Below are 23,658 nucleotides of genomic sequence, written 5' to 3'. Positions count from 1 at the left end.
TGGTTCTTCGGTGGCGGCAGCAGCCTATGACCGTCGACACGTCGGCAGCGACCTGGCACGACGCGCCTGTGCTGCCGCCCGACGACCCGTTCTACGCCACCCCGCCCGGTATCGAAGCGCTCGCGCCGGGGACGGTGGTGCGGTCGCGGCCGGTGGAGGTCGCGCTGTTCGGGGTGTTCCGGCAGCGGATCACGGCGTGGCAATTGCTCTATCGCACCTGCGATCTCGACGGTGCGCCGGAAGTCTCGGTGACGACGGTGCTGCTGCCGTGGGGTGCGTCGGGGCCACGGCCGCTGGTGTCGTTCCAGTGCGCGATCGACGCTGTTGCCCCGCAGTGCTTTCCGTCGTACGCGTTGCGGCGCGGTGCGTGGACGCTCGGTTCGATCGCGCCGCTGGAGCTGCCGATCATCGCGATGGCCCTGGAGCAGGGGTGGGCGGTGTCGGTGCCCGATCACGAGGGGCTCGGTGGTCGGTTCGGGGCGGCACGTGAGCCCGGATACCGTGCGCTGGACGGGATTCGGGCCACCCTCGCCTTCGCCCCGGCGGCGCTGGCGCCGACCACTTCTGTTGCCCTGTGGGGCTATTCGGGCGGTGGGCTGGCGACGGCGTGGGCCGCGGAACTGGCCGCCGAGTACGCGCCGGAGCTGAACATCGTCGGCGCGGCGGCGGGTTCACCGGTGGGTGACCCGGCCGCCGCCTTCGAGCGCCTCAACGGTGGGTGGTTCGCCGGGTTCCCCGCGGCGTTCGTCGCGGGTTTGCGGCAGGCCTATCCCGAGCTCGGTCCGCTGCTGCACGATCACCTCGACGCGCGATACCGCGGTCTGCTCGGTGAAGCCGAAGAGCGCAGTACCTTCGCGCTGCTGCTGCGGTTCGCCCGTCGCGATGTCGCCCGGCATCTGCGCGGCGGCATGGGGGAGTTGCTCGCCGAACCCGTCCTGCGCCGCATTCTCGCCGACATCGAACCCGGCACCCGCGCGCCCGCGGCACCGCTGCTCATCGTCCAGGGGGTGAACGACGAGGTGATCGCCGTCGCCGATATCGACGCCCACGTGCGGCGCTATCAGCAGGCCGGGGCGACGGTGCGCTACCTGCGGGTGCGCCGAGGCTCGCACCTACCGCTCGAATTCCTCATCGTGCCTGCGGTTCTCGACTGGCTCACCGACCGATTCGCCGGCCGTCCCGCGCCGACCGGTACGTGCACCGTGGCCTCTGTCGCCCGTTCACCGCGTGCCATCCGCACTCATCTCGTGTTCGTGCGCCTGGTGCTGCGCATGCTCGGCGGTATGCCGATCGGTGGGATGGATACGGGGGTCTCACCTGAACGAGCCGGCCTGTGTCGCGGCGATTCCGAACATGCGCACGTTGTCGCTGATGCCGCGGTCGCCGTCGAATGCTGAGTCCGTGCTCTCGCCAAGGCGGGTGGTCGGTCGGGTCTCCACCACGGCGGTGAGCTGAGCGCCGCCCTGCGTCGGCCCGCTGACGGCGGCGAACTCATCGGTGGAGCTCACCGGGCCTCGGCCTCGGCTGTCGCTCGCAATCCTGCCTCGGCGTGCGCGCTCACCCGAAACACCATCGCCGCGGCGACAGCGAGTTCGCGCGCCGCGTCGTTCCTCGACGGTGTCATCCCCGCGTTCCTCACTACCGGGCCTCATCAGCGGCCGTCGAGAACATAGATGCGCCACGTCCCGGCAGCGGTTCGCCGCGAACCGTTCGTCCCCCGCACGGCATCTGTGTCGGTGAGGGGTTTCACCGACGTCGTCGTCATCACCGCGGCGTCGGTGAAGTACTACTGCCCCTGGGAGTGACGGCGGCGCCGCCGCTCGCCGAGTGGAGCCGCAGGGGGGTTCCACGGGGTCGGCGGCGCGCCCTCCCAGGGCATCTGAACCCGATTGCCGGACAAGCACTTCCGGTAATCGGGTTCCTGCACTGCGCCGTGACCGTGAGGATCAGCTCAAGCCGGCGACGATCGCGGCCCGCACCGGATCACCGGCGGGTAGGCCCTTGGCCACCCGGCGCCACGCGTTGCGCCCCGCCGTGAGTGAGCAGCGCACCGCGTCGGTGACCGCCGAGGTGTGCGTGCTGCCGAGTGCGGCACCAGGCAGCAGCGAGATCTCGAGATCCTCGGACATGGTGAGCGCCCTGGTGACGACCTGCCCGGTGAGCGTGCCGTCGGCATCGGCGTAGAGGACGACGAGCAGTTCGGTGCGCTCGGCACCGAGACTCACCGCGACCCGCACGATGTCGCCCGCCGCGGCCCGGGCGCCGAACGAGTGCACCGAGATCCGCGTCTGCTCCGCGCCGGCGGGCGAGCGGGTGAATTCGATACCCAACTCCTGGTCGAGCTGTTTCTGCACCGCGCGGATCGCCGTCGTCTCGCCCTCCGACGACGCGGCGAGCGGTTGCACGGTCCAGCCGGGCACCGCCATCACGGCGCGGCGCGCGCTGAAGGCGGCCGAGCTGGGCGACACCGCGCCGCCGCGTAACAGTCGCTCGGCGATCCGTGCCCCGGCGGCGGCGGACTCCGCGTCGACATCCGGGCTGTCGGACTCGGCGAACGCGATCAGCACATCGATATCGACCGGCAGACTCAGGCGGTCCGCGTCATGATCCGGCGCCATCACGGTGTCTCCTCGTTGTCCCCGTCGCGGGCGTCGAGCTGCGCGCGCACTGCCTCGCGAAGCAACTTGGCGCCTGCCGCGCGTAATCGCTTGACCTTCTCCTGGCTGAACCGCAGGTCGCGGGCCACCTCACCGGTTGTCTGCACATCGGAATAGCTGCCGTCGGTGGCGATCACGAAGGTCGCGCGGAGCACGGCCGCGGTCTCCGCGTGCGCGATCGAGGCCAGCGCGTTCCGCAGAATAGTGCGGTCGGCGAGCCGGTTCTCGGCGTCGCCACACCGATGGTCCTCGAGTACCAGGACGGCCGACTCGTAGTCGACCCGGTGACCGGGGTGGCGCTTCTCGGCGGTGCGACTGCGCCGATCCTGCAGCACTTGCCACTGAAGCTTCTTGAGCACCAGCGCTTTCCAGTGCCGGATCCGCTCGGTGGGCAGCGTCGCGGTGAGCTCGACCATCGTGTCCTGGGCGACATCTTCGAAGTCGCTGCGCATATCCGGGTCGAGCCGATCGAGGACGTAGCGCGCTTTGATCGCCGCATAGCTCGACATGGTGACCAGGTCGGCGCCGAAGATGTGGTCGATGACCGCGGGACGTAGACGTTCGGGGACTTCGCTCCACGCGGCGCCGAGCCACCGGTCCAAGGGCTCAGAACTCACCTGGTACCCCCACTCGGCCTGCGATGGGCACACCACGGCTCGTTTCCTCGACGCCGTCGATGCTACCCGCGCCGCAGGCCGGGCCGAGGTGGGACAGCGGACCGCGGTGCGGGATCGAACATGTCGCATCGCGGAGCCTCCTGTCGGGTCGATCGGCTCCTACACAGATGCGGTTGCCGCCCTCAGCGGTTCGCCGATGGCCACGCGCGATCAGGTCGGGCACGCCGGGGAGGCGACCATGAACGAGAACGCGATCTGGCAGTACCAGGCCTTTTCGACCTTCCACTTCCCGTCCTCGGCGACGAAGTTCACGATGATCGGCTGCGGCGGGCTGTTGTTGATCGACGCGGTGCCGTCGGCGAGCATGCCGGGTGGTGCGGTGCGGGTACCCGTGATGGTGATCGTGATGGTGGCGCCGCCCTGGCGGGGGGCGTCGGCGACCCGGTTCGGCAGTTCGGGGTCGCTCCCGATGCCCTGGATGAGCTCGAGCTTCTCGGCGTTGGGCACTGTCGTGTCGAGCAGCAGCCGCATCAGCTGCCCGACCTCGTCGGCACTCGGCAGTGGCAGCGGTGCGGAAATCTCTTGCGCTACAACTTTTGTCGGCTCGGTGGTGTCCTCGGCGGCGGCACAGCTCGCCGACATCGCGATCACGGCGAGCAGGGCAGCCGCGGTCAGGGTGCGTCCGGCGCTGTGTCGTCTCGACAACGTGGTCCTCTGGGGCAATCGATGGTGTGCTGGAATTCAATCGTATCGGGGCATTCTCGGGAGGGTCTGGCGGTGATGCCTGGCGGGAGACGGGGGAGACATGGCGGTCGAATCGACCGATGACTCGGTGCTGATCGAGCTGACGGGTGCGCCGCAACGATGGCTGACCCTGTGCCGCGATGCCGTTGCCGCCGGGCCCGATGCCGCGCGCGGGCTGTTGGAGCACCGCCGGGAGACAGGTGTGCTGGCACGGCAGTCGCTGGCTCGCTGGAAGAACCTCGCCACGGACGACGATCTGCTCGAGGAGGAGGCCGAGGATCCCGATGCGCAAGACCGCCGGATCACCGCGGATCTGTCCGCGGCGCGCGCGATGGCGGTGCTGGCGCAGGCACTGACCGGTTCGATCGATACCGACGACGCGTGCGAGACCTTCCTCGATCACGCAGAACGCGCCGGGCTGACCTCGGTCGGCACCATGTTGCTGCCCGCCGGTATTCCGATCACCAGTGCGAATGCCCCGCTCGGCGAGATCGTGCGCCATCTGCTCGGCCAGGGCGGTCGCGCGGCGCGCGGGTACGCCATCATGGCCGCGCTCGAGCTGGCCGGGCACACCCTTCCGGTCGTGCGCGCCAGCCGGATCAGCGTGCTGTTCTCGAGCTTCGGCGGCGGTGGCGAGGTGGGCGTGCTTCGCCTCGACCAGGTTCGTGGCGGACCGAGCGGCCTGCATCCCGACCCGGCGCGGATGGGCTTCCTGCAGGCCGATCGCGAATTCACCGACAGCCTCGAAAGAGCGTGGCGTATCAGCAGACTGGCCGGCACCGACGCGTGTGTGCTGTGGTCGGTCTCGACGCACGGCAGCGCACCGGCCAACGACGTCAACGGCGCGTCGATGGGCGCGGCGTTCGCGGTCGCCCTCGACGACCTCGCGCCGCGGCACGCGCTGCTGCGACGGCTACGGCCCCGCCGGCTCGACCCCGAGTGCGCGGTCACCGCCGGGCTGTCCGGCGCGAACCTGACGGCCGTCGGCGGCTACGCGGGCAAACTGACTGCCGCGCAACGCTCGTCGCTGCGCGTGGTGGTGGCGTCGGAGGCCTATCGGGAAGCCGCGGGCGAGGCACCACAGAACTACGCCGACCGGATCTCGGCCGCCCGCACCGTGTCCGAAGCGATCGCGAGGACTCGCACACGGGCTAACCTCGCGCTGTGGATCGTGTCCGTCGCCGCGGGTCTGGCCGTGCTGCTGGCGGTGGTGTCGGTGACCAACCTCGTCCAGATGCGCATCGAGAACACGGCCGCGCGAGCGGAATCGAATTCGCGGCTGTTCGCCGGCGTCGCCCGCGGCGGGGGCAATCTCAATCCCGCACTGTCCCAGCAGATCGCGCTCGCCGCCTATCGAACCGCCCCGACCGAGGAAGCGCGCTCGGCACTGTTGGAGAACACCGCGACGAACGCGCCCATCCGGATCAGCCCGGGTGTCGTGCTCGGCCGCGGCGTGGTCTTCGATCCCGACGCACCACGCGTCGCGACCACCCCGCAGGGCGACGTGATCGCGATCGGCGAAGGCGACGGCTCCGTGGAATTGGTGCGGGTGACCGAGTCCGGCGTCGACCGGTGGCCACGGTTCGCCACCGGCAGCGGACACATCCGCGGCGTCGCGATCAGCGCGAATCACGAATGGTTGGTGGTCGCGGGCGACCTGCGATCGGCGGTGTGGAACATCGCCGACCCCGGCGCACCGCGCCAGGTGAGCGAGCTACCGCTGTCCGGCCGGATGCCGTCGTCGGTCGCGCTGAGTCCCGACCTCGAGTTCGTCGCCATCGGCACGCACAGTGCGACGATTTCGAGCTGGCGACTCGGCGACGATCCCGCGCACCCGATCGCCATGCCGATGCTGTCCTTCTCGGGCCAGCGGGTGGAGGTCGCCCTGAGCGATCGCACGCTGGTCGCGGCGGCGCCGTCGTTGTTCGGCGGAATCTGGACGACCACTGTGCGCGGCTGGAACACCGCGACCCTCGACCGCGATCGGACACCGGCGTTCGACCGCCGCATCGAACGGCCCGGCGGTGCGGAGGCGAGGTCGGTCGAGTTCACCGGCGACGGCACCGTGCTGGCCGTCGGTCTCAATCCGGGTGAGGTCGCGCGCTGGCGAGTCGGTGCGACCACCTTCGACCCGATGCCCGCTGTGACGAGGGGCGCCAACGAGTACCTCGACGTGTCGCTGACCGCGGACGGTCGATCCGCCGTGATCGTCGGCGGCGACACCAGGGCCCGCATCCGCGACCTGGACACCGGCGCGGAACTGGTCACGCTCCCGATCGAGATGGTCGCGCATGCGCGCTTCCTGCGCGGTGGAAGATCGCTGGTGACCACGAGTTTCGACCATGCCGTGCACGTTTTCGAGTTGCCGGGTCCGGTGGTGTCGACCAGCTCGCTGACGCTGTTCCGGTTTCCGCTCGACCAGCCCGTCCTGCCGCAGGAGCTGTTCCCGCACCTGCGCATGCTGGCCAGAACGCCCTTCGCCACCGATCGAACGCTGCTCGACGGGGATCCCGCCGGTCTGATCGACGTGGTCGCGATCGCCCCGGACACGACCAGAGCGGTGACCAGAACCGAATCCACGATCCAGGTATGGGACATCACCGACCCGGTGCATCCGCGTCGGGTCGGTGCGCCGCTCAGCGCGGCAGGCGTCGACATCCGCGCCATCACGTTCAGTCCCGACGGCGCCTTGGCCATCGGCCGCAGCCTGACCCAGACCGTCGAAATGTTCGACGTCTCCGGCGAACCCCGATTGCGGTCGAGTGTCCGATTCGGCCGTGGCTACCCGACCTCGCTCGCCTTCAGCCCGGACGGCAGCATGCTCGCCGTCGGCAGCCACCGCACCGGCAATGTCAGCGTCTTCGCGACCACACCGGACGCGCCGCCGATCGCTGAACTCTCCGATCTGCGAACCCCGGGACAGACCATGTCGCTGGCGCTGAGCTCGCGCGACACCCTCGCGGTAGGCACTTTGACCGGCGCCTTCGTCTACGAGATCGGCAAGCCGGGTACGCCGCCGCGCGCTCTGCCCGTCCCCGTGGGTGCCAATGGCTCCGCTGGTTCGGTCGCCTTCGATCCGGACGGTACCCGGCTGGCCATCGACGACATCGTCAGCGGCACCATTCTGCTGTGGGACTACTCCGACCCCGTGAACCCCACCACGTACGCCACCATCGCTCGGGGTCAGCGCCACCGGCAACCCACCATGCTGGCCTTCGCCGCGGACGGCGCCGTCCTCACCGAATCCGCCGTCGACGGCACCCTGCGTCGATGGCGCACCGACGCCGCCGCCCAGGCCGACCGGATCTGTGCCAGCGGCACCACCCCGATCACCCGGGAGGAATGGGCAGGCGCGCTTCCCGGCCACGCCTATGTGAACACCTGCCCGGCGCGCTGATCAGTGACCGCCCGACCGGCGGATTCCGTATTCGTGTGACGCTGTGTAGCGGTGCCCCTATTTCTTGGGGCAATGGAAATCTGTCCTTATCGGATGGATCGATATAAATCTCATCTAGTTCTCAGGATTAGTTAACAATTATTGGGTATCGCGCGAAAATGCCAGGTGGGGACGCCGTTGTGGCTGAACTGTTACCAGCATCACTAAATCAGGAAAACCGTAACTCGTGGCGTTTGAGCGTCGATACGCCATTCGTAAGCCAGCTCCGGCTGGGCCTATGCGAGAAACAGAGGAATTACTATGATCCCCGTTATCATCGACACCGGTAGCGCCGCCCTGAACGGCCTCTTCGATACCTTCGGCGCCGCACTGCACGGTCTGGTCAACACCCTGTGGACCGGTTCCTTCGGCGGCTGATACAGCCCCATAGGTTGATGAAACGACCTGGTCCTCGCTAGCGCGTGACCGACGAGAAGGCCTCGCACCAGATGGTGTGGGGCCTTCCCTCGTCAGTGAGTGTGGGGTGCTCGATCGGACACGTGCTTCGGGCCGTGCGAGTCGGCGCACGGGTGGGAATCGCGGTGGCCGATGTCGAGGAGTTTCGGGCTGGCGTGGTCGACCTGCAGGGTGACGTGCTCGATGTGGTGGTCGTGGTCGAGCATGTGCGCGATGTCCTCGCGGACCGCATGGCAATCGTGGCCGGGCTGCACGAGAACGTGGGCCGACAGCGCGGGGGAGCCGGAGGTGATCTCCCAGATGTGCAGGTCGTGCACCTCGGTGACGCCGTCGCGCGCGGCCATGTCGCGGCCGATCAGCGCGGGGTCGAGGTGTTCGGGCGCGGCCTCGAGGAAGATCCGGCTCGACGCCTTGATCAGCCCGATACCGGCCTTGATCATCAGCGCCACCACGATCAGCGTGGCGACCACGTCGGCCTGTACCCAGCCGGTGAGGATGATGACCAGCCCGGCCACGGCGGTGGCGATGAACGCGAACAGGTCGTTGAGGATGTGCTGGTAGGCGCCTTCGACATTGAGGCTGGTGCGGTCGGCGCGGCTGATCATCCAGGTGGCGAGCACGTTCACGACGATGCCGACCAGCGCGGTGATCAGCACCAGCCAACCGTGCACCTCCGGCGGCTCGAACAGTCTGCGGATCGCCTCGTAGCCGAGCCAGAGCGCCAGCAGTAGCAAGGTCAGACCGTTTGCCTGGGCCGACAGGATCTCGGCCCGCTTCCAGCCGAACGTCATCCGCCCGGTCGCCGGTCGCGCCGCGAGCCGGATCGCCCACAGCGCCAGCGCGATCGAGGCGGCGTCGGTGGTCATGTGCGCCGCGTCGGAGAGCAGTGCGAGCGAGTCGGCGATGATGCCGACGGTCACTTCGCCGATCAGGAAGGTGACGATCACCGCCAGCGCGCCGGCCAGCCAGCGCCGATCGCTGTCGGCCGATACCCCGTGGTCGTGCCCATGCCCTGCGCCCATCGCGTTCCCCTCTTCTGCGGTTCGATCGGTCGCAATCATATGCACACATCGCTATGTGTGCAATTCGTTCTTGGTCGAGCATGGTCTTCGCTGGTCATCGGATGTTGCCGAGTCCGAATCCACCCTATGCCCGAGCGTACGGTCGCGGTGCTGCGCACCGAATCACTCTCGAGAGTGAGGTGCGGTGGACTGTTTGCCGACACACTGGGACGTCGTGGAAGTACTCCGGGAACATCCGTCGCCGCTGGACGCGCTCGTCGCCGCCGTCGTGACGGCCGCGACCGTCGTGCCCGCGCTCGTTGTCGGTGCGCCGTGGTGGGTTGTCTGGTTATCGGTCCTCGCGTCGGTGCCGGTGTTGTGGCGGCGTCGGGCTCCGGTGGGAGCGCTGTGCGTGGTCGGCCCGGCGATCACCGCCCTCGGCTGCGTGCACGCGTTGCCGGTGCTGCCGTTCGGCACGGTTGTCTGTGTGTACACCGTCGCGGCGTACTGTTCGGCGCGGCAGCGGCGGATGACCTTTGTGCTGGTCGCGGTGGGAATTCTGGTGTCGCTGCTGGTGCCACGCGAGACGGCCGACTCCTACGCCTATGCCGCGATGTCGTTCATGACGGCATGGGCACTCGGGTCGGGGGTCCGCGCGAAGCAGGCCCAGATCGACGCACTCGCCGAACGGACCCGGCGCCTCGACGACGAACGCGACGCCGCCGTGGTCCGCGAGCGGCTGCGGATCGCCCGGGATATGCACGATGGGCTCGCCCATACGGTGGGTGCGATGATCGTGCGTGCCGAGACCGGTCCGCTGCTCGACCGGGCGGACGCCGACGTGGCCTTCGCGGCGATCGCCGACGGTGGGCGTGACGCCTTGCGCGAACTGCGCCACAGCATCGGTGCCCTTCGCGAGGACGATCCGCCGCATCAGCCAGGGGTGGCCGCCATCGCCGATCTCGTCGCGCTCGCCGAACACCGGGGTCTGGCCGCTCGTTTCACCGAACACGGAGCCCGCGTGCCGATCTCACCGCAAGCCGATGCCGCCGCGTACCGGATCGTGCAGGAGGCACTGACCAATACGGGCAAGCACGCGAAGGCGACACGGGTCGAGGTGGCGCTGATCTGGTCATCGAGTCGGCTCGGAGTACGAATCGCCGACGACGGCACCGGGGCGGACGGTGGTCGGGCGGGTGACACCGGTGCGGCGGGCTTCGGTTTGGTCGGGATGCGTGAACGGGTGCACGCCTGCGGTGGCCTGCTGCGGGTGGAGCCGACGCGCTCGGGTTTCGTGGTATCGGCCGATCTGCCGCTGGCACAGGGGAGTTGACGATGCGAGTACTCGTCGTCGACGACCAGGAATTGTTCCGCACCGGGTTCCGCCTCATCCTGGAATCCGAACCCGACATCGAGGTGGTGGGGGAGGCTTGCGATGGCGTGGAAGCGGTGACGGCGGCCCGGCGGCTCACGCCCGATGTGGTGGTGATGGATGTGCGGATGCCGCGACTGGACGGGGTGGCCGCCACCGCTCGCATCTGCGCGGAGACTGCGGCAAAAGTGCTGGTACTCACCATGTTCGACATCGATGAGTACGTATATTCCGCCTTGCGGGCGGGTGCGAGCGGGTTCCTGCTCAAAGACGCGCGCAGGGCCGAATTGATCGGTGGGGTGAGGGTTGTCGCCGCCGGCGACGCGCTGCTGGCCCCCTCGGTGACGCGGCGGCTGATCGCCGAGGTCGCCGCACGTGCGTGTCCGCATCCGGAAGCGTCCGCGCAGCTGGCCGGGCTGACTCCACGGGAACACGACATCCTGCGAGAACTCGCCGCAGGCCGTTCCAACACTGAACTCGCGGCCCGGCTGGTCGTCACCGAACACACGGTGAAAACCCATGTCAGTTCCGTTCTCTCGAAGCTGGGACTGCGCGATCGGGCGCAGGCGGTGGTATTCGCCTACGAATCCGGGATGGTCGCGCGTGGGGACAACCAGCTGCCGGGCGGTATGAGGTGATCTCACTCGCGTGAGCGAGGCCAGTCCACTCGTCCGGGCGATGCGCCGGAGCCACCTCCACCGTGACGATCAACGGGTGACTTCTACTGAAGAGGCTGTGCGCGAGAGGTTCTCCGGGCGACCCGGTCGGCGAATGCCCGTTCGGGCATCGATGGTGTGGTTGGCCGCCACTGTGAGCTCGGCGTTGTTGTGGAGTATCGGTACAGGTCTGCACCCGATCCCCGGAATCGCCCTGCTGGCCCCACTCCCGGTGCTGTGGCTGGCCCCGCGACACTCTGCTCCGGCGGTGTACGCGGCGGCGGTGCTGTCCTGGCTCGGCGGCAACGCCGGATACTGGTCCTACTTCACCGAGACTCTGGAACAACCCGTATCGACCGCCGTCGCACTGCTGGTCGGCAGCGCACTCACCTTCGGGGCGTGTGTTGCCCTCTTCCGAAAGCTGCTGTTGCGGGCCAGATTCGGGTGGGCCGCGCTCGCGCTACCCGCCGCGTGGACTGCCGCTGAGTTCCTGTTCGGTCAGGTCGGCGGGATCGGGGCGTGGTGGAGCATCGGATACTCCCAGGCCGGCGTGGACCCGATCGTGCGCGTCGGTTCGGTGACCGGGGTGTGGGGCATCAGCTTTCTCGTGCTGGGGGTGCCCGCCACCGTGGCCGTACTGATCGCGCCCGGGATTCGAAGTAGCCGGATACGGCCCCGCGTCCCGGGCTTGTCAGGCCGATCCTGGTCGATGAGGTCGGCGGTGGCGGGCATGGCGGCCCTCGCGCTGACCGTCGCGATCGGGGCGGGACTGTGGTGCTCCACGGTGGCAAGTGACGGTCCGGTGGCGACGGTCGGATTGGTCGCTCTCGCGCAGCCACCGATGTACGTCCCCGTCGCGTCGCCCGACGGCGCGCGGATGATCGCAGAGGCGATCGCCGCCATCGACCAGCTCGCGGATCAGGGCGCGGAAGTCATCGTGTTCTCCGAGAAAGCTTGGCATGCAACCCGATCCGACCTCTTCCTGTTGCGCGACCCGCTCACCGCCGTCGCTCTCCGCCGCGACGTCCACGTGGTCGTCGGCCTGGAACTCGAGCAACCCGGCGGCACCGTCAACGCCGCCATCGCCTATCCGGGCGAAACCATCTATGCCAAGCGATACCTCGTCCCCGGGCTCGAATCCGGACTACAGCGCGGCTCGGTCCCGCGCCAGATCCCCGGCCGCTCCTGGGCACTCGCGATCTGCGCCGACCTCGACCGCCCTGCCCTCGTTCGCCAGAACCGCACCGACGGCGCGACGCTCCTCCTCGCGCCCGCACTGGATTTCAGCGTCGACCACTGGTTACACAGCCGGATGGCCGTCCTGCGGGCCGCCGAATCGGGCATCGCTATCGCCCGCCCCGCCCAGCTCGGCGAGTTGACCGCGATCGACGCGCGGGGCGCCGTTCGAGCTTCGCTCCGCAGCGACATCACCGAAACCCGCATGGCGCTGACCGAAATCCGCACCGCCGGTGATCGCACTCTCTACGTCCGCTGGGGCGACTGGTTCGGCGCACTGTCGATCGCCCTCACTGTGGCCGGTGTACTCGTTGCCCTCCGCCGCACGGCCGAGACGACCTCGTGAATGCTCGATCAGTCCTGATCGGGCCAGGTCTCGGCGACGATCAACCGGCCCGCCGCCAGCCGCAGCGCGTAGTGCTCGGCGATCACCCCGGACGGATAGGTCGGCCAGAACGACACCGCCCCGGTCGCCTTGTCGATGACGTACACCGAGCCGCCGATCGGGATCGGCCGATCCGCTGGCGCGTGCAACGGCTGAACCGCGAACACGGTGAATCCGTCGGCGAATTCGATGATCTGCCGATCGTGCCCCGGTTGCTCGGCGGGTAGGTGTTCGGCCGCCACACGAGTGGCCTCGGCCCGGTCGACCGGCGTGTGCGCGTCGGTCGGATAAGCATGGATGTCCACGTTGTTCACTCCTCGCGGCGATTGTCGTCGCCCTGATGCGATCGTGGGAGGACTTCGCTCAAATGCGCGAGCCCGGAAGAACGAGCGAGCCCGGCGTCCCTGCTCCCCCCTCCTGGAGCAGGCCCGGCCGGGCTCGCAAGAACTACTTTCCGGCATGGGCCCAGCAGGATCCTGAAGAGTTACTTAAGGCGCGGCGTTGTCATCGGCGCGGTCCACCGCGATATCCCCATATGACGGACAACTCCTGCGGTGCGCACTGCGCGCGCCTGTGTACCAGGGACGGGCTGGCCGAGGTGCTGGCCACCGACCGCGGCCTGCTGCACTGGCGGGCGATGCGCAGTCTCGGCGATGCCGGCCTGGCCGAGCACGCGGTGCAGGAGACCCTGCTGCGCGGCTGGCGTTCCTGCCAGGACTTCGACGGTCGCAAAGGCAGCGTGCGGACCTGGCTGCTGGCGATCGAACGTAATGTGATCATCGATATCGCGCGGGCCAGAGCCGTGCGGCCCGGTGATGTGGGCTGGGACGACATCACCGAGGTATCCGTCTGTGGCGGACCGGATTTCGCCGACGGACTGATCGACGGGCTGCTCGTCGACCAGTTGCTGGCCAGGCTCCCGGAACCGCAGCGCGCGGCGGTGACCGAGGTGATCCTGCACGACCGTGGGTACCGGGAAGTCGCCGCCGATCTCGGTGTTCCGGTGGGCACCGTGAAGACCCGGGTGCACTACGCGCTGCGATCTTTGCGGCAATTGCCAGAAGTTGCCTGAGGTCGACCGCTGATCGCTCATCTGGGCATCTGACCAGCGTCTTTTCATACTTCCATCCAGTTACATTTCGGTAACTGTGCTTGCCCTGTGGCCGTCAACGTTGCAAGAGTGAACCACTGGGTTTGGTGTTACCAGGTGTTACCAATGGGAAGGGAGGGGTGCTCCGGTCCCGGAGCACCGACCGAACATGCAACCAAACATCATCAAGGCCGGAATCTGCTCTACCGTCTCCGCCGCGGTGGTGGTGTCGCTGTCGGGGTTGGTCCCCGTGACCGCCCACGCCGCCCCTGAACCAGCAACCAGCGAGCAGCTCGCCGGTAAGACGATCTTCCTCGACCCCGGTCACCAGGGATCGGCGCATTCGGAGGACCTGACCCGCCAGGTCGACGACGGCCGCGGCGGCACCAAGGACTGCCAGACCACCGGCATGACCTCGCTGAACGGCATCCCCGAACACACCATCAACTGGGACGTCGCCCAGCTAGTGCGGGCGTCCCTGGAGGCACTGGGTGCCGACGTGGTGCTGAGCCGCGCCGACGACACCGGGTGGGGCGGCTGCGTCGACGATCGCGCCCGCGCCGCCAACCAGTCCGGCGCCGACGTGGCCGTGAGCATCCACGCCGACAGCGCGGGCCCCGACCAGCACGGATTCCACATGATCGTGCCGCAGCTCCCCATTCCCGACACGGTCGCCGACAACGCGCAGTCCGGCGGTGGGCGGCTCGCGTCGAGCGCGGTCCGTGACGCCTACCTGGCGGCCGGCTTCTCGCCCGCGAACTACGCGGGCGTCCTCGCCGGCCTGCAGACCCGCGAGGATGTTGCAGGCCCGGCGCTGACGCAGGTGCCGCTGGTATTCGTCGAGATGGGCAACGGCGCCAATGTCGTCGACGCCGCCCGGCTGGAATCGCGCGAAGGTCAGCTCGAGCACGCGGTCGCCATCACGACCGGCGTCGTCGGGTTCCTGCTGAACAAGCCGATCCCCGCCTTCGCCGCCGCACCGGGTCGGGTGCCGGTCGCGACCACCGCTCAGAAACCCGAGCGCGCACCTGCGGCCGATCCGGTCGAACCCTCGCAGCCGTCGAAGAAGCCCGGAGGGGCCACCGCGTCGACCCCGGAATCCGAGGGGACGGCACCGGCCAAGGCGCCGACCTCGACAACTGCCAAACCCCCAGCCCCCGCGCCTGACCAGGTACCGGCTGATCCGCCCCCGCTTCCCAGTGGCTCGAGCGATCTGACGGGACCGAACGGGGGTCCGACACCGGGCGGCGCCACCGGTCCCTCGGCTGAGGCAATCCCCGCGCGTGCCCCCATCGCGGATCCGGTTCCGGTGGCACCCGTGCGCACCGCGGCACCTGGCGCCCCGGCCCGTACGGCGTCACCCGCGGCTCCCGCCGCACCCGCCCCGAAGAACCGCGGCACCGCACCCAAAACCGAGGCAACGCCGGACGAATCCAAGCTCGATCTGAGCACCCTCGGCGGCCCGATCACCACGGTCATGACGCTGCTCATGCCCCTGGCTCAGGCCCTCGGTATGGACCAATCGACCATCCCCGGCCAGCTGATCAATCTCGCGTACACCCTGGTAGGCATGGTTTTCGGCCCGTCCTGACAGTTCACCGCACCCACGCCGCCCACTCCTGATCCAGGGGGTGGGCGGCGTGCTGTGTGGCAGCGGGGAGGTGGCACCATGGGTGCGGTGATTCCTGTCGTGATCGTTGCTGGGTTTCTGGGTTCGGGGAAGACGACCCTGCTCAACCACCTGTTGCGCAACAACCGGGGGACCCGGATCGGGGTGGTTGTCAACGATTTCGGGGCGGTCAATATCGACGCGATGCTGGTGGCGGGGCAGGTCGACGCGATGGTCTCGCTCGGCAACGGGTGCGTGTGCTGCGCGGTGGACGTGTCCGAACTCGACGATCTGTTCGCGCAGCTGGCGCAACCGCGCAGTGCGGTGGATGTGATCGTGGTGGAAGCCAGCGGACTGGCCGAGCCGCGCAATCTGATCCGGATGGTGATCGCCAACCCGAACCCGCGCATCGGCTACGGCGGGTTGGTCGAAGTGGTCGATGCCGAGCTGTTCACCTCCACCAGCACGCAACATCCTGAGCTGGTGACCCACCTGCGGATGGCGGATCTGGTGCTGGTGAACAAGGCCGACCGCGTCGAGGCCGAGGCGCTGGCCGGTCTACGCGCGCAGTTGGCCGACTGGGTGGGGCAGGTGCCGGTCTACGCGACAACGCACGGCCGGATCGATCCCGGCCTGCTGTTCGACGATCGGGTACCCGATGAGCAGAAAGTGGCCGAGCAGCTGAGTTTCGACACGCTGCTCGACGACCATGACCACGACGACCCCGACCACCGGCATCTGCACGATGACTACGTCTCGGTGTCGTTCACGAGCGAGCGCGCCTTGAATCCCCGTGCGCTGGTGGGCTTTCTGGAGGATCCGCCGTCAGGTCTGTTCCGCGCCAAGGGATATGTGACCTTCGCGGTGGCAGGGGAGCGACGCAAGTTCGAAGTCCACCTGGTGGGCAGGCACGTGGTCTTCACCCCCGGCAGCTGGGCACGCGGCGAGCAGCGCGTCTCGAACCTGGTGCTGATCGGCGCCGGACTCGACGCGGACGCGGCGCTGAAACGCTTGCACGACACCGTCTTCGACGGTGAGACACCCTTGGATGAGCAGGAGATGCTCGGCGTGTGGCGTTACGCCGTGCAGTGACCATCAGCCGCAGGCGTTGACCCACTCCGAAAGTCCGTCGGCGAACAACTGCCGCTTCCAGATCGGCACTTCGTGCTTGATCCGGTCCACCAGCTCGGCACACACCGTGAACGCCTCGGCCCGATGCGGCGCGGCCACCGCCACCACGATCGCCAACCCGCCGATCGTGAGTGGTCCGATCCGGTGCGTCGCCGCGACCGGAAGTCCGCTCGCCTGCGCCACTTCCGCGCAGATCGCGTGCAGGAAGCGCTCGGCCTGTGGGTGTGCGGAGTACTCCAGCGAGGCGACCGCTTGGCCGCCGTCGTGGTTGCGTACCTTGCCGGTGAACACCACGATCGCACCGAATTCCGGCCCGTCGACAGCCTTTTCGACAGCGAGGGGGTCGAGATCCTGATCGCTGATCGTGGCCAGCCGGACCGCACCGAAGTCACTCATGGTTGCCGCCTCCGGCTACTTGCGCTAGCAGATGATCCAACAAGGGTTCCAGCACGGCGATGCCGTCCTTCACCCCACCCGGCGAACCGGGCAGATTGACGACAACGGTGCGACCGGCCAGCCCGGCAACACCGCGACTCAGCGCCGCCAGGGGGAATTTCGCGGTCCCACGCTGACGGATGGCATCGGCGACGCCGGGCAGTTCCCTGGTGAGAACGGCACGGGTGGCCTCGGGCGTCGCGTCGGTCGGGGAGGCGCCGGTGCCACCGGTGGTGATGACGAGCGCGGGAGCTCCGCTCAGCGCATCGGTCAGTCCAGCGGCGATCTCGGCATCGGCGTAGACCAGCGGTCCCCGCACCGAAAACCCTTGTGCGGTCAGCCAATCGACGAGGACAGGCCCGGTGGTGTCGGTGCGTGTTCCCGCCGCGGTGCCGGTAGACGCGACGACCACGACGGCGGTCCGCGAAAAGCCCTTGGCATCAGCTGATTCCGCCTCGGCGCTACCTGCCGCATCGCCGCGAGCCTCGGTGGTCAGCGGCGCGGATTCGACACCGGCACCCGCGTTCACCTGCGCCAACCGGTCGAGTGCCGGTGCGCCGGTGTCGGACCGACCCTCCGGCCGCACCCAATGCCCGTGCTTTCCACCCTCTTTGGTGACCAGCCGGACTCCGTTCATCACCGCGGCGGGATCCACCGCCTTCACCATGTCGTGCAAGGTGAGCCCGGCGACAGCGACAGCCGTGAGCGCTTCCATCTCGACCCCGGTCGGGCCCTTCGTCTTGGCCGTCGCCTCGACCGTGATGGTGGTCTCGGTGAACCCGAACTCCACCTTCACCGACGACAACGCCAGCTGATGACACAGCGGAATCAGCTCGGAAGTCTTTTTCGCACCGGCGATTCCGGCCAAACGGGCGGTGGAGAGCACATCCGCTTTGGGCATACCCTCGGCCCGCACCAACGCGACCACCTCGGCGGTGGTCTGCAATTCGCCTGCGGCGACAGCGATCCGGGTGGTGTCGGCTTTCGCGCTGACATCGACCATGCGCGCCCGACCCTCGCGGTCGACGTGGGACAACTCGCTCATAGCGTCAAGATTCGCACAGGGACACCGGCGGCCAGCGAGGTGACCTCGGCGGGTACGTCGACGAGCACATCGGCCCAGGCCATGCCCGCGATGAGATGCGAGCCGGGACCCGAGATCACTTCGACTCCGGCCTCGGTCAACAGGCCGCGCAGGTATTGGCGGCGACCGGCGGGGGAGCGCAGCGGTGTCAGCAGGGTCGTTTCGCTGCTCGCGACCTCCGGCAGGCCGGCCAGGGCGCGCACGGCGGGGCGCGCGAACACCGCGTACGACACCATCGTGCTCACCGGATTGCCCGGGAAACTGAGTACAGGGACCTCGTCGACCACCGTGTAGCCCTGCGGTCCGCCGGGTTGCACAGCGACCGAGCCGAAAGTCCCGCCGAGCGGACCGAGCACATCCTTGACGACCTCGAAGTCGCCCTTGGACACGCCGCCGGAGGTGAAGACCAGGTCGGCGACGTCGGTCGCCGCGTTCAGCACCGAGGTGAACACCGCGGGGTCGTCGGTGCTGTGCGCGACCTCGACCACCTCGACACCGTCGGCCCGCAATGCCGCGGCCAGGGCGATGCCGTTCGAGTTGTAGATCTGCCCCGGCGCGAGCGTGCTCCCGGCGGGTCGCAGTTCGTCACCGGTGGTGATGCAGACGGCACGTAATCGAGTGCGCACCGGCACGGTCGGGAGGCCGACGGCCGCCAGCGCCGCGATATGCCGGGGGGCGAGCACCGTGCCCGCCCTGGCGACGAGCTCGCCGGTCCGCACATCGGTACCGGCTTCGCGCACGAATTCGCCACGCCCACGTCCACGTTCGACCACGATCCGATGGTCACCGGTCTGCACATCCTCGACCGGCACCACACAGTCGGCACCGGGCGGGATCGGCGCACCGGTCATCACCTTCACCGCCGAGCCCGCGGGCAGCGCGTCGGTGCCCGGCTTACCCGCCGCCACCACGCCGACGACCGGCAGCGTGACCGGCGTGACGGCCACATCGGCCGCGCGCACCGCGTAGCCGTCCATCGCCGAGTTACGGAACACCGGCAGGTCGATCGGCGAAACCACATCGGCCGACAGGGTGCGGCCGAGCGCATCGGGTACAGCCACCCGTTCATCAGGGCGGTCGGCGAGATGGGCCAGCAGCGCGGCGACGGTGTCGCGGTACTCATCGACGCTGCGTGCCGACGCGGTAGCGGGCCGGGGAGTCATGCTGTCAGCTTAATCGCCGCTGTCGGGGCCGGTCAGGGTCGCGTTGCTCACGGTGGCGGGGCATTCGCGGTGAGCTGACGAGTTCGCGAAGAATCGGCCCGGCGCACGGAGTGTGACGGGCCTTACGAGTCATACTGTAGAGATGACGCTGGTCGAGATGGGGATACCCGCCGTGCGATCGGAGCGTCCGTCCCTGGACGGCAGGCCCGATACGCCGTTCCTCGTCGACCGCTTCGGCCGGATCGCCCGCGATCTGCGCGTGTCCATCACCGAGAAATGCTCGCTGCGCTGCACCTACTGCATGCCGGAGGAGGGCCTGCCGCCGATTCCGCGCCAGGAACTGCTCACCGCCGACGAGATCGTGCGGCTGGTTTCGCTGGCCGTGCGCGAGCTGGGCGTGCGTGAGGTGCGGTTCACCGGCGGCGAACCGCTGATGCGCCGTGAGCTGGAGCAGATCATCGCGGGCTGTCACGCGGCGGTGCCCGGCACCCCACTGGCCATGACCACCAATGGCGTCGGCCTGGAACACCGCATTCACAAGCTCGCTGCGGCCGGTCTGACCAGGGTCAATGTCTCCCTCGACACCGTCGACCGGGAAGATTTCACCCGCCTCACCCGCCGCGACCGCCTGGAATCGGTCCTCAACGGCATCCGGGCCGCGCGCGACGCGGGCATGGCGCCGGTGAAGGTCAACGCCGTGCTGATGCGCCAGAACCTGGCGGGCGCGGCCGACCTGCTCGCGTGGTGCCTGGCCGAACAATGTGAACTGCGATTCATCGAGGAAATGCCCCTCGACGCCGACCACGAGTGGGCTCGCGATCACATGGTGACCGCCGCCGACCTCCTCGACGTCCTCGGCGAGCGCTTCACGCTGACCCCCACCGTCCGCGCCGATCCCTCGGCTCCGGCCGAGAAATGGCTGGTCGACGGCGGACCGGCGACGGTCGGCATCATCGCGACCGTCACCCGCAAGTTCTGCGACAGCTGCGACCGCACCCGGCTCACCGCCGACGGCATGCTGCGCTCGTGCCTGTTCAGCGACCAGGAGTTCGACGTGCGCACCGCGCTGCGGGCGGGCGCCGACGACGACGAGGTCGCCGAGCTGTGGCGCGGTGCGATGTGGCAGAAATGGGCCGGTCACGGTATCGACGCCGCCGGTTTCGTCCCCCCGGAACGCACGATGGGAGCCATCGGTGGTTGAGGTCCGCTATTTCGCCGCGATCGCCGACGCGGTCGGCAAGAACACCGAATCACTCGACCTCCCCGACGGCGCCACCGTCGCCGACCTCCGAGCGACCCTCGCCGCCACCTACGGCTCGGATGTCGACGGCCTCGTCGGCGTCTGCGCCTTCCTCATCGGCGACGAGCTCACCCGCGACCCGTCGGCCATGCTCCGCGACCGCGTCGACGTCCTTCCGCCCTTCGCCGGCGGCTGAGGGCCCATGGTCCAGAGCAAAGCCCCGGACGTGGCGGCCTACCTCGCCGAACTCCCGGACGCTCGCCGCGAGGCCGTGACCAGGCTGCGCGAGCTGTGCCTGACAGAGCTGCCCGGCTTCACCGAGGTCATGTCCCACGGCATGCCCGCCTACGAACGCGACGGCACCGGCGAAGTCGCCTTCGCCAGCCAGAAGCAGTACATCTCCGTCTACTTACTCCGCTCCGACGTCCGAGCGGCCTTCGCCGACCGCCTCGCGGACCACGACATGGGCAAAGGCTGCCTACGCTTCCGCAAAGAACCGGACTACGACCTGGTCCGAGACCTGTTGCGCGCCATAGCATCCGGTGAAGGCGCGACGATCTGTTGAGCTAGCGGATCAACAGTCGGCCGACACACCTCCTAGCGCCACCAGGTGTCGAGGGGTGTCACCGGGACGGTGCGCTTGTGGCGGGTGTTGGTGAAGATCGATTCCACGCGAGCGGCCACCTCGGGGGTGACGTCCTTGCCTTCGAGGTAGTCGTCGATCTCGCTGTAGCGCAGGCCGAGGGCTTCCTCGTCGGGCAGGGCGGGGCGGTCGTCTTCGAGGTCGGCGGTGGGGACCTTGGACCAGATGCTCGACGGTGCGCCGAGTTCTTGCAGCAGGGCCGCGCCCTGACGCTTGGTGAGACCGGTGAGGGGAGTCAGGTCCACACCGCCGTCGCCGAACTTGGTGAAGAACCCGGTGACCGCTTCGGCCGCGTGATCGGTGCCGACCACCAGCAGGCTTTCCTGGCCCGCGAGGGCGTACTGGGCGACCATCCGCTCGCGCGCCTTGATGTTGCCGCGCACGAAGTCGCGTAACCGCTCGTGATCGAGCGCGCCCGCGACCTCGACGCCCACGGCGTCGGCGCTGGGGCGAATGTTCACCACGACCGTGCGATCGGGGTCGACGAAGTTCAGCGCGGTCTGCGCGTCGTGCTCGTCGGCTTGTACGCCGTAGGGCAGCCGCACCGCGAGGAACTTCGCCTCGACACCGTCGGCGCGCAGCTCCTCGACGGCCAGCTGGCACAGCCGCCCGGCCAGCGCGCTGTCCTGTCCGCCACTGATCCCGAGGGCGAACCCCTTGGCAGGGGTGGTTGCCAGGTAGTCCTTCAGGAAGTCGACGCGCCGCCGGACCTCCTGCTTCGGCTCGATCTCGGGCAGCACACCCAATTCGGCAATGATCTGTTCACGCAGTGTCCCCATGCCGTCTCACTCTACTTGTGGGGCAGGGGAAATGACCCGGCGAACGAGCCATTCCCAGTTGTCGCCGATCTGCGTACGTGTGTAGCCGAGCACCTCGACCTGGTGGATGACCAAGGCCGCCGACAGCGTGGACAGCAGTGTGTCGGCGATCAGCGGGACTTCACCGTCGACCCCGGCCGCGCGCAGGAGCAGCGTGACGTGCGCCTTGTGCAGGCCGTACGGTCCGTCACCGAAGCGCCCGTTCTTCTCCGCGGCCTGGTGCAGATCGCCCTCGACCTCGATATCGAGCAGCCGGGTGCGCCCGAACGCGATCAGCCGTTCGACCGGGTTCGCCGCGGGACCCAGCGGTGCGGGCCCGAACATGAACGCGGCCTGGAACTTCTGCTCGGAGTGATCCAGCAGGGCGAGCATCAACCCGGTGCGATTGCCGAACCGGCGAAAGACCGTGCCCTTGCCGACACCCGCGCGCTTGGCGAGCGCGTCCATCGTCAGTCCGTCGACGCCGTGCTCGCGCACCAATTGCTGGGCCGCGTCCAGCAACAGGGCGCGGTTTCGGGCGGCGTCGGCACGTTCGACCGGCTCCGCGCTACCGGGCAATGGCCGCCCGATGCCGAGCAGGGGCGGCTCGTCGGACCTGGGTGTGCCATAGCTCACGCCGCTCACACGTCCTCCGCGGGAAGTAATCGGACCGAGGTCCGGTTAATGTCGAATGAAACTTGGATCATCCCACTGAGTACACCAGGAGTCGCCATGAGCGAGACCCGCATCCTCACTCTCGTCGGAAGCCTGCGCGCGGGCTCCATCAATCGCCGCCTGGCCGAGGCTGCCGCGCAGACCGCGCCCGCCGGTGTCGACATCGCCATCTACGAGGGTCTCGGCGAGATCCCGTTCTACAACGAAGACCTGGACGTGCCCGGCGCGGTGCCCGCGCAGGCCGAGGCGCTGCGTGCCGCCGTCGCAGCGGCCGATGCTGTCCTGCTGGTCACTCCCGAATACAACGGCACCCTGCCCGCCGTGCTGAAGAACGCCATCGACTGGGCCTCGCGTCCGTATGGCGCCGGTGCGATCAAGGGCAAGCCGGTCGCCGTGGTGAGCGCCTCGATCAGCCCGAACGCCGCGGCGTGGGCGCACGGCGACGCCGTCAAGTCCGTCGGCGTGGCGGGCGGCGTCGTCGTCGAGTCGGCGCACGCGCAGTTCGCGACCATCGGCGAGCGTTTCGCGCAGGCTCATCCGGCAGAGGATGCCGAGGCGCTGACCCAGCTCGGCGCGACCGTCCACCAGTTGGTCGCCGCGGTGAACGGCACGTTGATCTCGGCGTAAGCTGGCGGTTCGGCAGGGGCGTCGCATCCATCACGGGTGCGACGCCCCTTCGCTGTCCACGAAGTTTGCTGAAGACTCGCCGGTAGACGAAATCGTGATCTGAACCACTGTTTCACCTGCTCGCCGGTGGCCCGTCCTGGGACTTACCGCGTGGGAATTACATCCGTGCGACTCGCAACACCTTGTGTTGTTCCCATCTGTCGGACACTAGGTGTAGTGTCTGTCGTACTGGAAGACGGTGTGGAGCCACCACTGATCGGGCCCAAGGGAAGGGGTTGCGAGCAGGGCTTTCTTCGTCAGATCCAGGAGTTTGCGCAGCATCACCCGTTCGTGCATTGCATACGGATCACAGGCTGTGGATCAGGCATAGGAGAGAGGGACTTCCATCATGACCATCACCGTGTACACCAAGCCCGCTTGCGTGCAGTGCAACGCCACCTACAAGGCTCTCGACAAGGTCGGCGTGGACTACGAGATCATCGACATCTCGGAGAACGACGAGGCGCGTGACTTCGTCATGGCGCTGGGCTACCTGCAGGCGCCGGTTGTCGTCGCGGGTGAGGATCACTGGTCGGGCTTCCGTCCCGACCGCATCAAGTCGCTCGCCGTCGCGGCTGCTTAGTTCGCGCCGGTTCGCCGGTAA

Annotated in this window: 24 protein-coding genes; 14 read left to right on the top strand and 10 right to left on the bottom strand. The window is 68.5% G+C overall.

What is annotated here, in order from left to right; genetic code table 11:
* The first annotated feature begins 26 nt into the window (after positions 1 to 26).
* The gene (locus ACFWPK_RS02070; RefSeq protein ID WP_378912673.1) at positions 27 to 1,397 is read left to right on the top strand and encodes a lipase family protein; all 1,371 of its coding nucleotides are present in this window, start codon (positions 27 to 29) and stop codon (positions 1,395 to 1,397) included.
* Between the two features lie 276 nt (positions 1,398 to 1,673).
* Positions 1,674 to 1,805, top strand: a complete 132-nt coding sequence (locus ACFWPK_RS02065) for a hypothetical protein (RefSeq protein WP_378912672.1) — start codon at positions 1,674 to 1,676, stop codon at positions 1,803 to 1,805.
* A 141-nt stretch (positions 1,806 to 1,946) separates the two neighbouring features.
* Here ACFWPK_RS02065 and ACFWPK_RS02060 read toward each other — a convergent pair whose 3' ends face one another.
* The 3 genes from ACFWPK_RS02060 to ACFWPK_RS02050 form a co-directional block, all read right to left on the bottom strand.
* On the bottom strand, positions 1,947 to 2,618 hold the full coding sequence (locus tag ACFWPK_RS02060; RefSeq protein WP_378912671.1) for a hypothetical protein: 672 nt from the start codon (positions 2,616 to 2,618) through the stop codon (positions 1,947 to 1,949).
* Positions 2,618 to 3,274: a hypothetical protein gene (locus ACFWPK_RS02055; protein ID WP_378912670.1), complete on the bottom strand. Its 657-nt coding sequence runs from the start codon at positions 3,272 to 3,274 to the stop codon at positions 2,618 to 2,620. Before ACFWPK_RS02055 ends, ACFWPK_RS02060 begins: the two co-directional genes overlap by 1 nt.
* Positions 3,275 to 3,484: 210 nt before the next feature.
* Positions 3,485 to 3,979: a hypothetical protein gene (locus ACFWPK_RS02050; RefSeq protein ID WP_378912669.1), complete on the bottom strand. Its 495-nt coding sequence runs from the start codon at positions 3,977 to 3,979 to the stop codon at positions 3,485 to 3,487.
* Positions 3,980 to 4,079: 100 nt separating this feature from the next.
* On the opposite strand from ACFWPK_RS02050, the gene ACFWPK_RS02045 reads away from it, so the two are divergent.
* Positions 4,080 to 7,415: a WD40 repeat domain-containing protein gene (locus ACFWPK_RS02045; RefSeq protein ID WP_378912667.1), complete on the top strand. Its 3,336-nt coding sequence runs from the start codon at positions 4,080 to 4,082 to the stop codon at positions 7,413 to 7,415.
* 509 nt (positions 7,416 to 7,924) lie between these two features.
* Here ACFWPK_RS02045 and ACFWPK_RS02040 read toward each other — a convergent pair.
* Positions 7,925 to 8,893: a cation diffusion facilitator family transporter gene (locus tag ACFWPK_RS02040; protein ID WP_378912666.1), complete on the bottom strand. Its 969-nt coding sequence runs from the start codon at positions 8,891 to 8,893 to the stop codon at positions 7,925 to 7,927.
* Between the two features lie 214 nt (positions 8,894 to 9,107).
* On the opposite strand from ACFWPK_RS02040, the gene ACFWPK_RS02035 reads away from it, so the two are divergent.
* The 3 genes from ACFWPK_RS02035 to ACFWPK_RS02025 all read left to right on the top strand — a co-directional run bounded on the left by ACFWPK_RS02035 (position 9,108) and on the right by ACFWPK_RS02025 (position 12,482).
* Positions 9,108 to 10,205 carry a sensor histidine kinase gene (locus ACFWPK_RS02035; protein ID WP_378912665.1) on the top strand — a complete coding sequence of 366 codons (1,098 nt, stop codon included), beginning with the start codon at positions 9,108 to 9,110 and terminating at the stop codon, positions 10,203 to 10,205.
* Positions 10,202 to 10,882, top strand: a complete 681-nt coding sequence (locus ACFWPK_RS02030) for a response regulator (RefSeq protein WP_378912664.1) — start codon at positions 10,202 to 10,204, stop codon at positions 10,880 to 10,882. Before ACFWPK_RS02035 ends, ACFWPK_RS02030 begins: the two co-directional genes overlap by 4 nt.
* Before the next feature lie 76 nt (positions 10,883 to 10,958).
* A complete protein-coding gene (locus ACFWPK_RS02025) occupies positions 10,959 to 12,482 on the top strand; it encodes a nitrilase-related carbon-nitrogen hydrolase (protein WP_378912663.1) in 1,524 nt (507 codons plus the stop codon).
* Between the two features lie 8 nt (positions 12,483 to 12,490).
* Here the strand turns inward: ACFWPK_RS02025 and ACFWPK_RS02020 are convergent, their stop codons facing one another.
* Complete coding sequence (locus tag ACFWPK_RS02020) at positions 12,491 to 12,826, bottom strand: hypothetical protein (protein ID WP_378912662.1); 336 nt, start codon at positions 12,824 to 12,826, stop codon at positions 12,491 to 12,493.
* Between the two features lie 230 nt (positions 12,827 to 13,056).
* Here ACFWPK_RS02020 and ACFWPK_RS02015 point away from each other — a divergent pair, with 230 nt between their 5' ends.
* From ACFWPK_RS02015 to ACFWPK_RS02005, 3 genes are all read left to right on the top strand, one after another.
* Complete coding sequence (locus ACFWPK_RS02015) at positions 13,057 to 13,593, top strand: sigma-70 family RNA polymerase sigma factor (protein ID WP_378912661.1); 537 nt, start codon at positions 13,057 to 13,059, stop codon at positions 13,591 to 13,593.
* A 187-nt stretch (positions 13,594 to 13,780) separates the two neighbouring features.
* Positions 13,781 to 15,202 carry an N-acetylmuramoyl-L-alanine amidase gene (locus ACFWPK_RS02010; RefSeq protein ID WP_378912660.1) on the top strand — a complete coding sequence of 474 codons (1,422 nt, stop codon included), beginning with the start codon at positions 13,781 to 13,783 and terminating at the stop codon, positions 15,200 to 15,202.
* A 78-nt stretch (positions 15,203 to 15,280) separates the two neighbouring features.
* Positions 15,281 to 16,312, top strand: a complete 1,032-nt coding sequence (locus tag ACFWPK_RS02005; RefSeq protein WP_378912659.1) for a CobW family GTP-binding protein — start codon at positions 15,281 to 15,283, stop codon at positions 16,310 to 16,312.
* Positions 16,313 to 16,315: 3 nt separating this feature from the next.
* Here the strand turns inward: ACFWPK_RS02005 and ACFWPK_RS02000 are convergent, their stop codons facing one another.
* Genes ACFWPK_RS02000 through glp form a run of 3 tightly spaced genes read right to left on the bottom strand, consistent with a single transcriptional unit; the run spans position 16,316 to position 19,033 of the window.
* Positions 16,316 to 16,747, bottom strand: coding sequence for a molybdenum cofactor biosynthesis protein MoaE (locus ACFWPK_RS02000; protein WP_378912658.1), 432 nt, complete (start codon positions 16,745 to 16,747; stop codon positions 16,316 to 16,318).
* Complete coding sequence (moaCB, locus tag ACFWPK_RS01995) at positions 16,740 to 17,831, bottom strand: bifunctional molybdenum cofactor biosynthesis protein MoaC/MoaB (protein WP_378912657.1); 1,092 nt, start codon at positions 17,829 to 17,831, stop codon at positions 16,740 to 16,742. The genes ACFWPK_RS02000 and moaCB overlap by 8 nt, the downstream gene beginning before the upstream one ends.
* Positions 17,828 to 19,033, bottom strand: a complete 1,206-nt coding sequence (gene glp / locus ACFWPK_RS01990; RefSeq protein WP_378912656.1) for a gephyrin-like molybdotransferase Glp — start codon at positions 19,031 to 19,033, stop codon at positions 17,828 to 17,830. The genes moaCB and glp overlap by 4 nt, the downstream gene beginning before the upstream one ends.
* Before the next feature lie 142 nt (positions 19,034 to 19,175).
* Here glp and moaA point away from each other — a divergent pair, with 142 nt between their 5' ends.
* From moaA to ACFWPK_RS01975, 3 genes are read left to right on the top strand one after another with little or no spacing between them, the layout of a single operon-like run.
* The gene (moaA, locus tag ACFWPK_RS01985; protein WP_378912655.1) at positions 19,176 to 20,234 is read left to right on the top strand and encodes a GTP 3',8-cyclase MoaA; all 1,059 of its coding nucleotides are present in this window, start codon (positions 19,176 to 19,178) and stop codon (positions 20,232 to 20,234) included.
* Complete coding sequence (locus ACFWPK_RS01980) at positions 20,227 to 20,469, top strand: MoaD/ThiS family protein (RefSeq protein WP_062983935.1); 243 nt, start codon at positions 20,227 to 20,229, stop codon at positions 20,467 to 20,469. The genes moaA and ACFWPK_RS01980 overlap by 8 nt, the downstream gene beginning before the upstream one ends.
* A gap of 6 nt (positions 20,470 to 20,475) precedes the next feature.
* On the top strand, positions 20,476 to 20,838 hold the full coding sequence (locus ACFWPK_RS01975; RefSeq protein ID WP_378912654.1) for an iron chaperone: 363 nt from the start codon (positions 20,476 to 20,478) through the stop codon (positions 20,836 to 20,838).
* Positions 20,839 to 20,870: 32 nt separating this feature from the next.
* Here ACFWPK_RS01975 and nadE read toward each other — a convergent pair whose 3' ends face one another.
* Together nadE and ACFWPK_RS01965 are read right to left on the bottom strand one after the other, a co-directional pair.
* A complete protein-coding gene (gene nadE / locus ACFWPK_RS01970) occupies positions 20,871 to 21,695 on the bottom strand; it encodes an ammonia-dependent NAD(+) synthetase (RefSeq protein WP_378912653.1) in 825 nt (274 codons plus the stop codon).
* A 6-nt stretch (positions 21,696 to 21,701) separates the two neighbouring features.
* Entirely contained in the window at positions 21,702 to 22,349 is a 648-nt protein-coding gene (locus ACFWPK_RS01965) for a TetR/AcrR family transcriptional regulator (RefSeq protein ID WP_378912750.1), read from the bottom strand.
* Between the two features lie 96 nt (positions 22,350 to 22,445).
* Here ACFWPK_RS01965 and ACFWPK_RS01960 point away from each other — a divergent pair, with 96 nt between their 5' ends.
* Together ACFWPK_RS01960 and nrdH are read left to right on the top strand one after the other, a co-directional pair.
* Positions 22,446 to 23,015, top strand: coding sequence for an NAD(P)H-dependent oxidoreductase (locus tag ACFWPK_RS01960; protein ID WP_378912652.1), 570 nt, complete (start codon positions 22,446 to 22,448; stop codon positions 23,013 to 23,015).
* Positions 23,016 to 23,403: 388 nt separating this feature from the next.
* On the top strand, positions 23,404 to 23,637 hold the full coding sequence (nrdH, locus tag ACFWPK_RS01955) for a glutaredoxin-like protein NrdH (RefSeq protein WP_378912651.1): 234 nt from the start codon (positions 23,404 to 23,406) through the stop codon (positions 23,635 to 23,637).
* The last annotated feature ends 21 nt before the right edge of the window (positions 23,638 to 23,658 follow it).

The organism is Nocardia sp. NPDC058519, from assembly GCF_042719755.1.
Classification (GTDB): domain Bacteria; phylum Actinomycetota; class Actinomycetes; order Mycobacteriales; family Mycobacteriaceae; genus Nocardia.
Note: the sequence above shows the minus strand (reverse complement) of the source record. Positions and strands in the feature narration are given on the sequence as shown.

What these genes read in the sequence shown, in the direction of transcription:
- ACFWPK_RS02045 (WP_378912667.1), top strand. Translation starts at nt 4,080, where the DNA reads ATGGCGGTCGAATCGACCGATGACTCGGTGCTGATCGAGCTGACGGGT.
- moaA (WP_378912655.1), top strand. Translation starts at nt 19,176, where the DNA reads ATGACGCTGGTCGAGATGGGGATACCCGCCGTGCGATCGGAGCGTCCG.
- ACFWPK_RS02010 (WP_378912660.1), top strand. Translation starts at nt 13,781, where the DNA reads ATGCAACCAAACATCATCAAGGCCGGAATCTGCTCTACCGTCTCCGCC.
- ACFWPK_RS02015 (WP_378912661.1), top strand. Translation starts at nt 13,057, where the DNA reads ATGACGGACAACTCCTGCGGTGCGCACTGCGCGCGCCTGTGTACCAGG.
- nadE (WP_378912653.1), bottom strand. Translation starts at nt 21,695, where the DNA reads ATGGGGACACTGCGTGAACAGATCATTGCCGAATTGGGTGTGCTGCCC.
- ACFWPK_RS02000 (WP_378912658.1), bottom strand. Translation starts at nt 16,747, where the DNA reads ATGAGTGACTTCGGTGCGGTCCGGCTGGCCACGATCAGCGATCAGGAT.
- moaCB (WP_378912657.1), bottom strand. Translation starts at nt 17,831, where the DNA reads ATGAGCGAGTTGTCCCACGTCGACCGCGAGGGTCGGGCGCGCATGGTC.
- ACFWPK_RS02005 (WP_378912659.1), top strand. Translation starts at nt 15,281, where the DNA reads ATGGGTGCGGTGATTCCTGTCGTGATCGTTGCTGGGTTTCTGGGTTCG.
- ACFWPK_RS02070 (WP_378912673.1), top strand. Translation starts at nt 27, where the DNA reads ATGACCGTCGACACGTCGGCAGCGACCTGGCACGACGCGCCTGTGCTG.
- ACFWPK_RS02065 (WP_378912672.1), top strand. Translation starts at nt 1,674, where the DNA reads ATGCGCCACGTCCCGGCAGCGGTTCGCCGCGAACCGTTCGTCCCCCGC.
- ACFWPK_RS02060 (WP_378912671.1), bottom strand. Translation starts at nt 2,618, where the DNA reads ATGGCGCCGGATCATGACGCGGACCGCCTGAGTCTGCCGGTCGATATC.
- nrdH (WP_378912651.1), top strand. Translation starts at nt 23,404, where the DNA reads ATGACCATCACCGTGTACACCAAGCCCGCTTGCGTGCAGTGCAACGCC.
- ACFWPK_RS01975 (WP_378912654.1), top strand. Translation starts at nt 20,476, where the DNA reads ATGGTCCAGAGCAAAGCCCCGGACGTGGCGGCCTACCTCGCCGAACTC.
- glp (WP_378912656.1), bottom strand. Translation starts at nt 19,033, where the DNA reads ATGACTCCCCGGCCCGCTACCGCGTCGGCACGCAGCGTCGATGAGTAC.
- ACFWPK_RS02040 (WP_378912666.1), bottom strand. Translation starts at nt 8,893, where the DNA reads ATGGGCGCAGGGCATGGGCACGACCACGGGGTATCGGCCGACAGCGAT.
- ACFWPK_RS01960 (WP_378912652.1), top strand. Translation starts at nt 22,446, where the DNA reads ATGAGCGAGACCCGCATCCTCACTCTCGTCGGAAGCCTGCGCGCGGGC.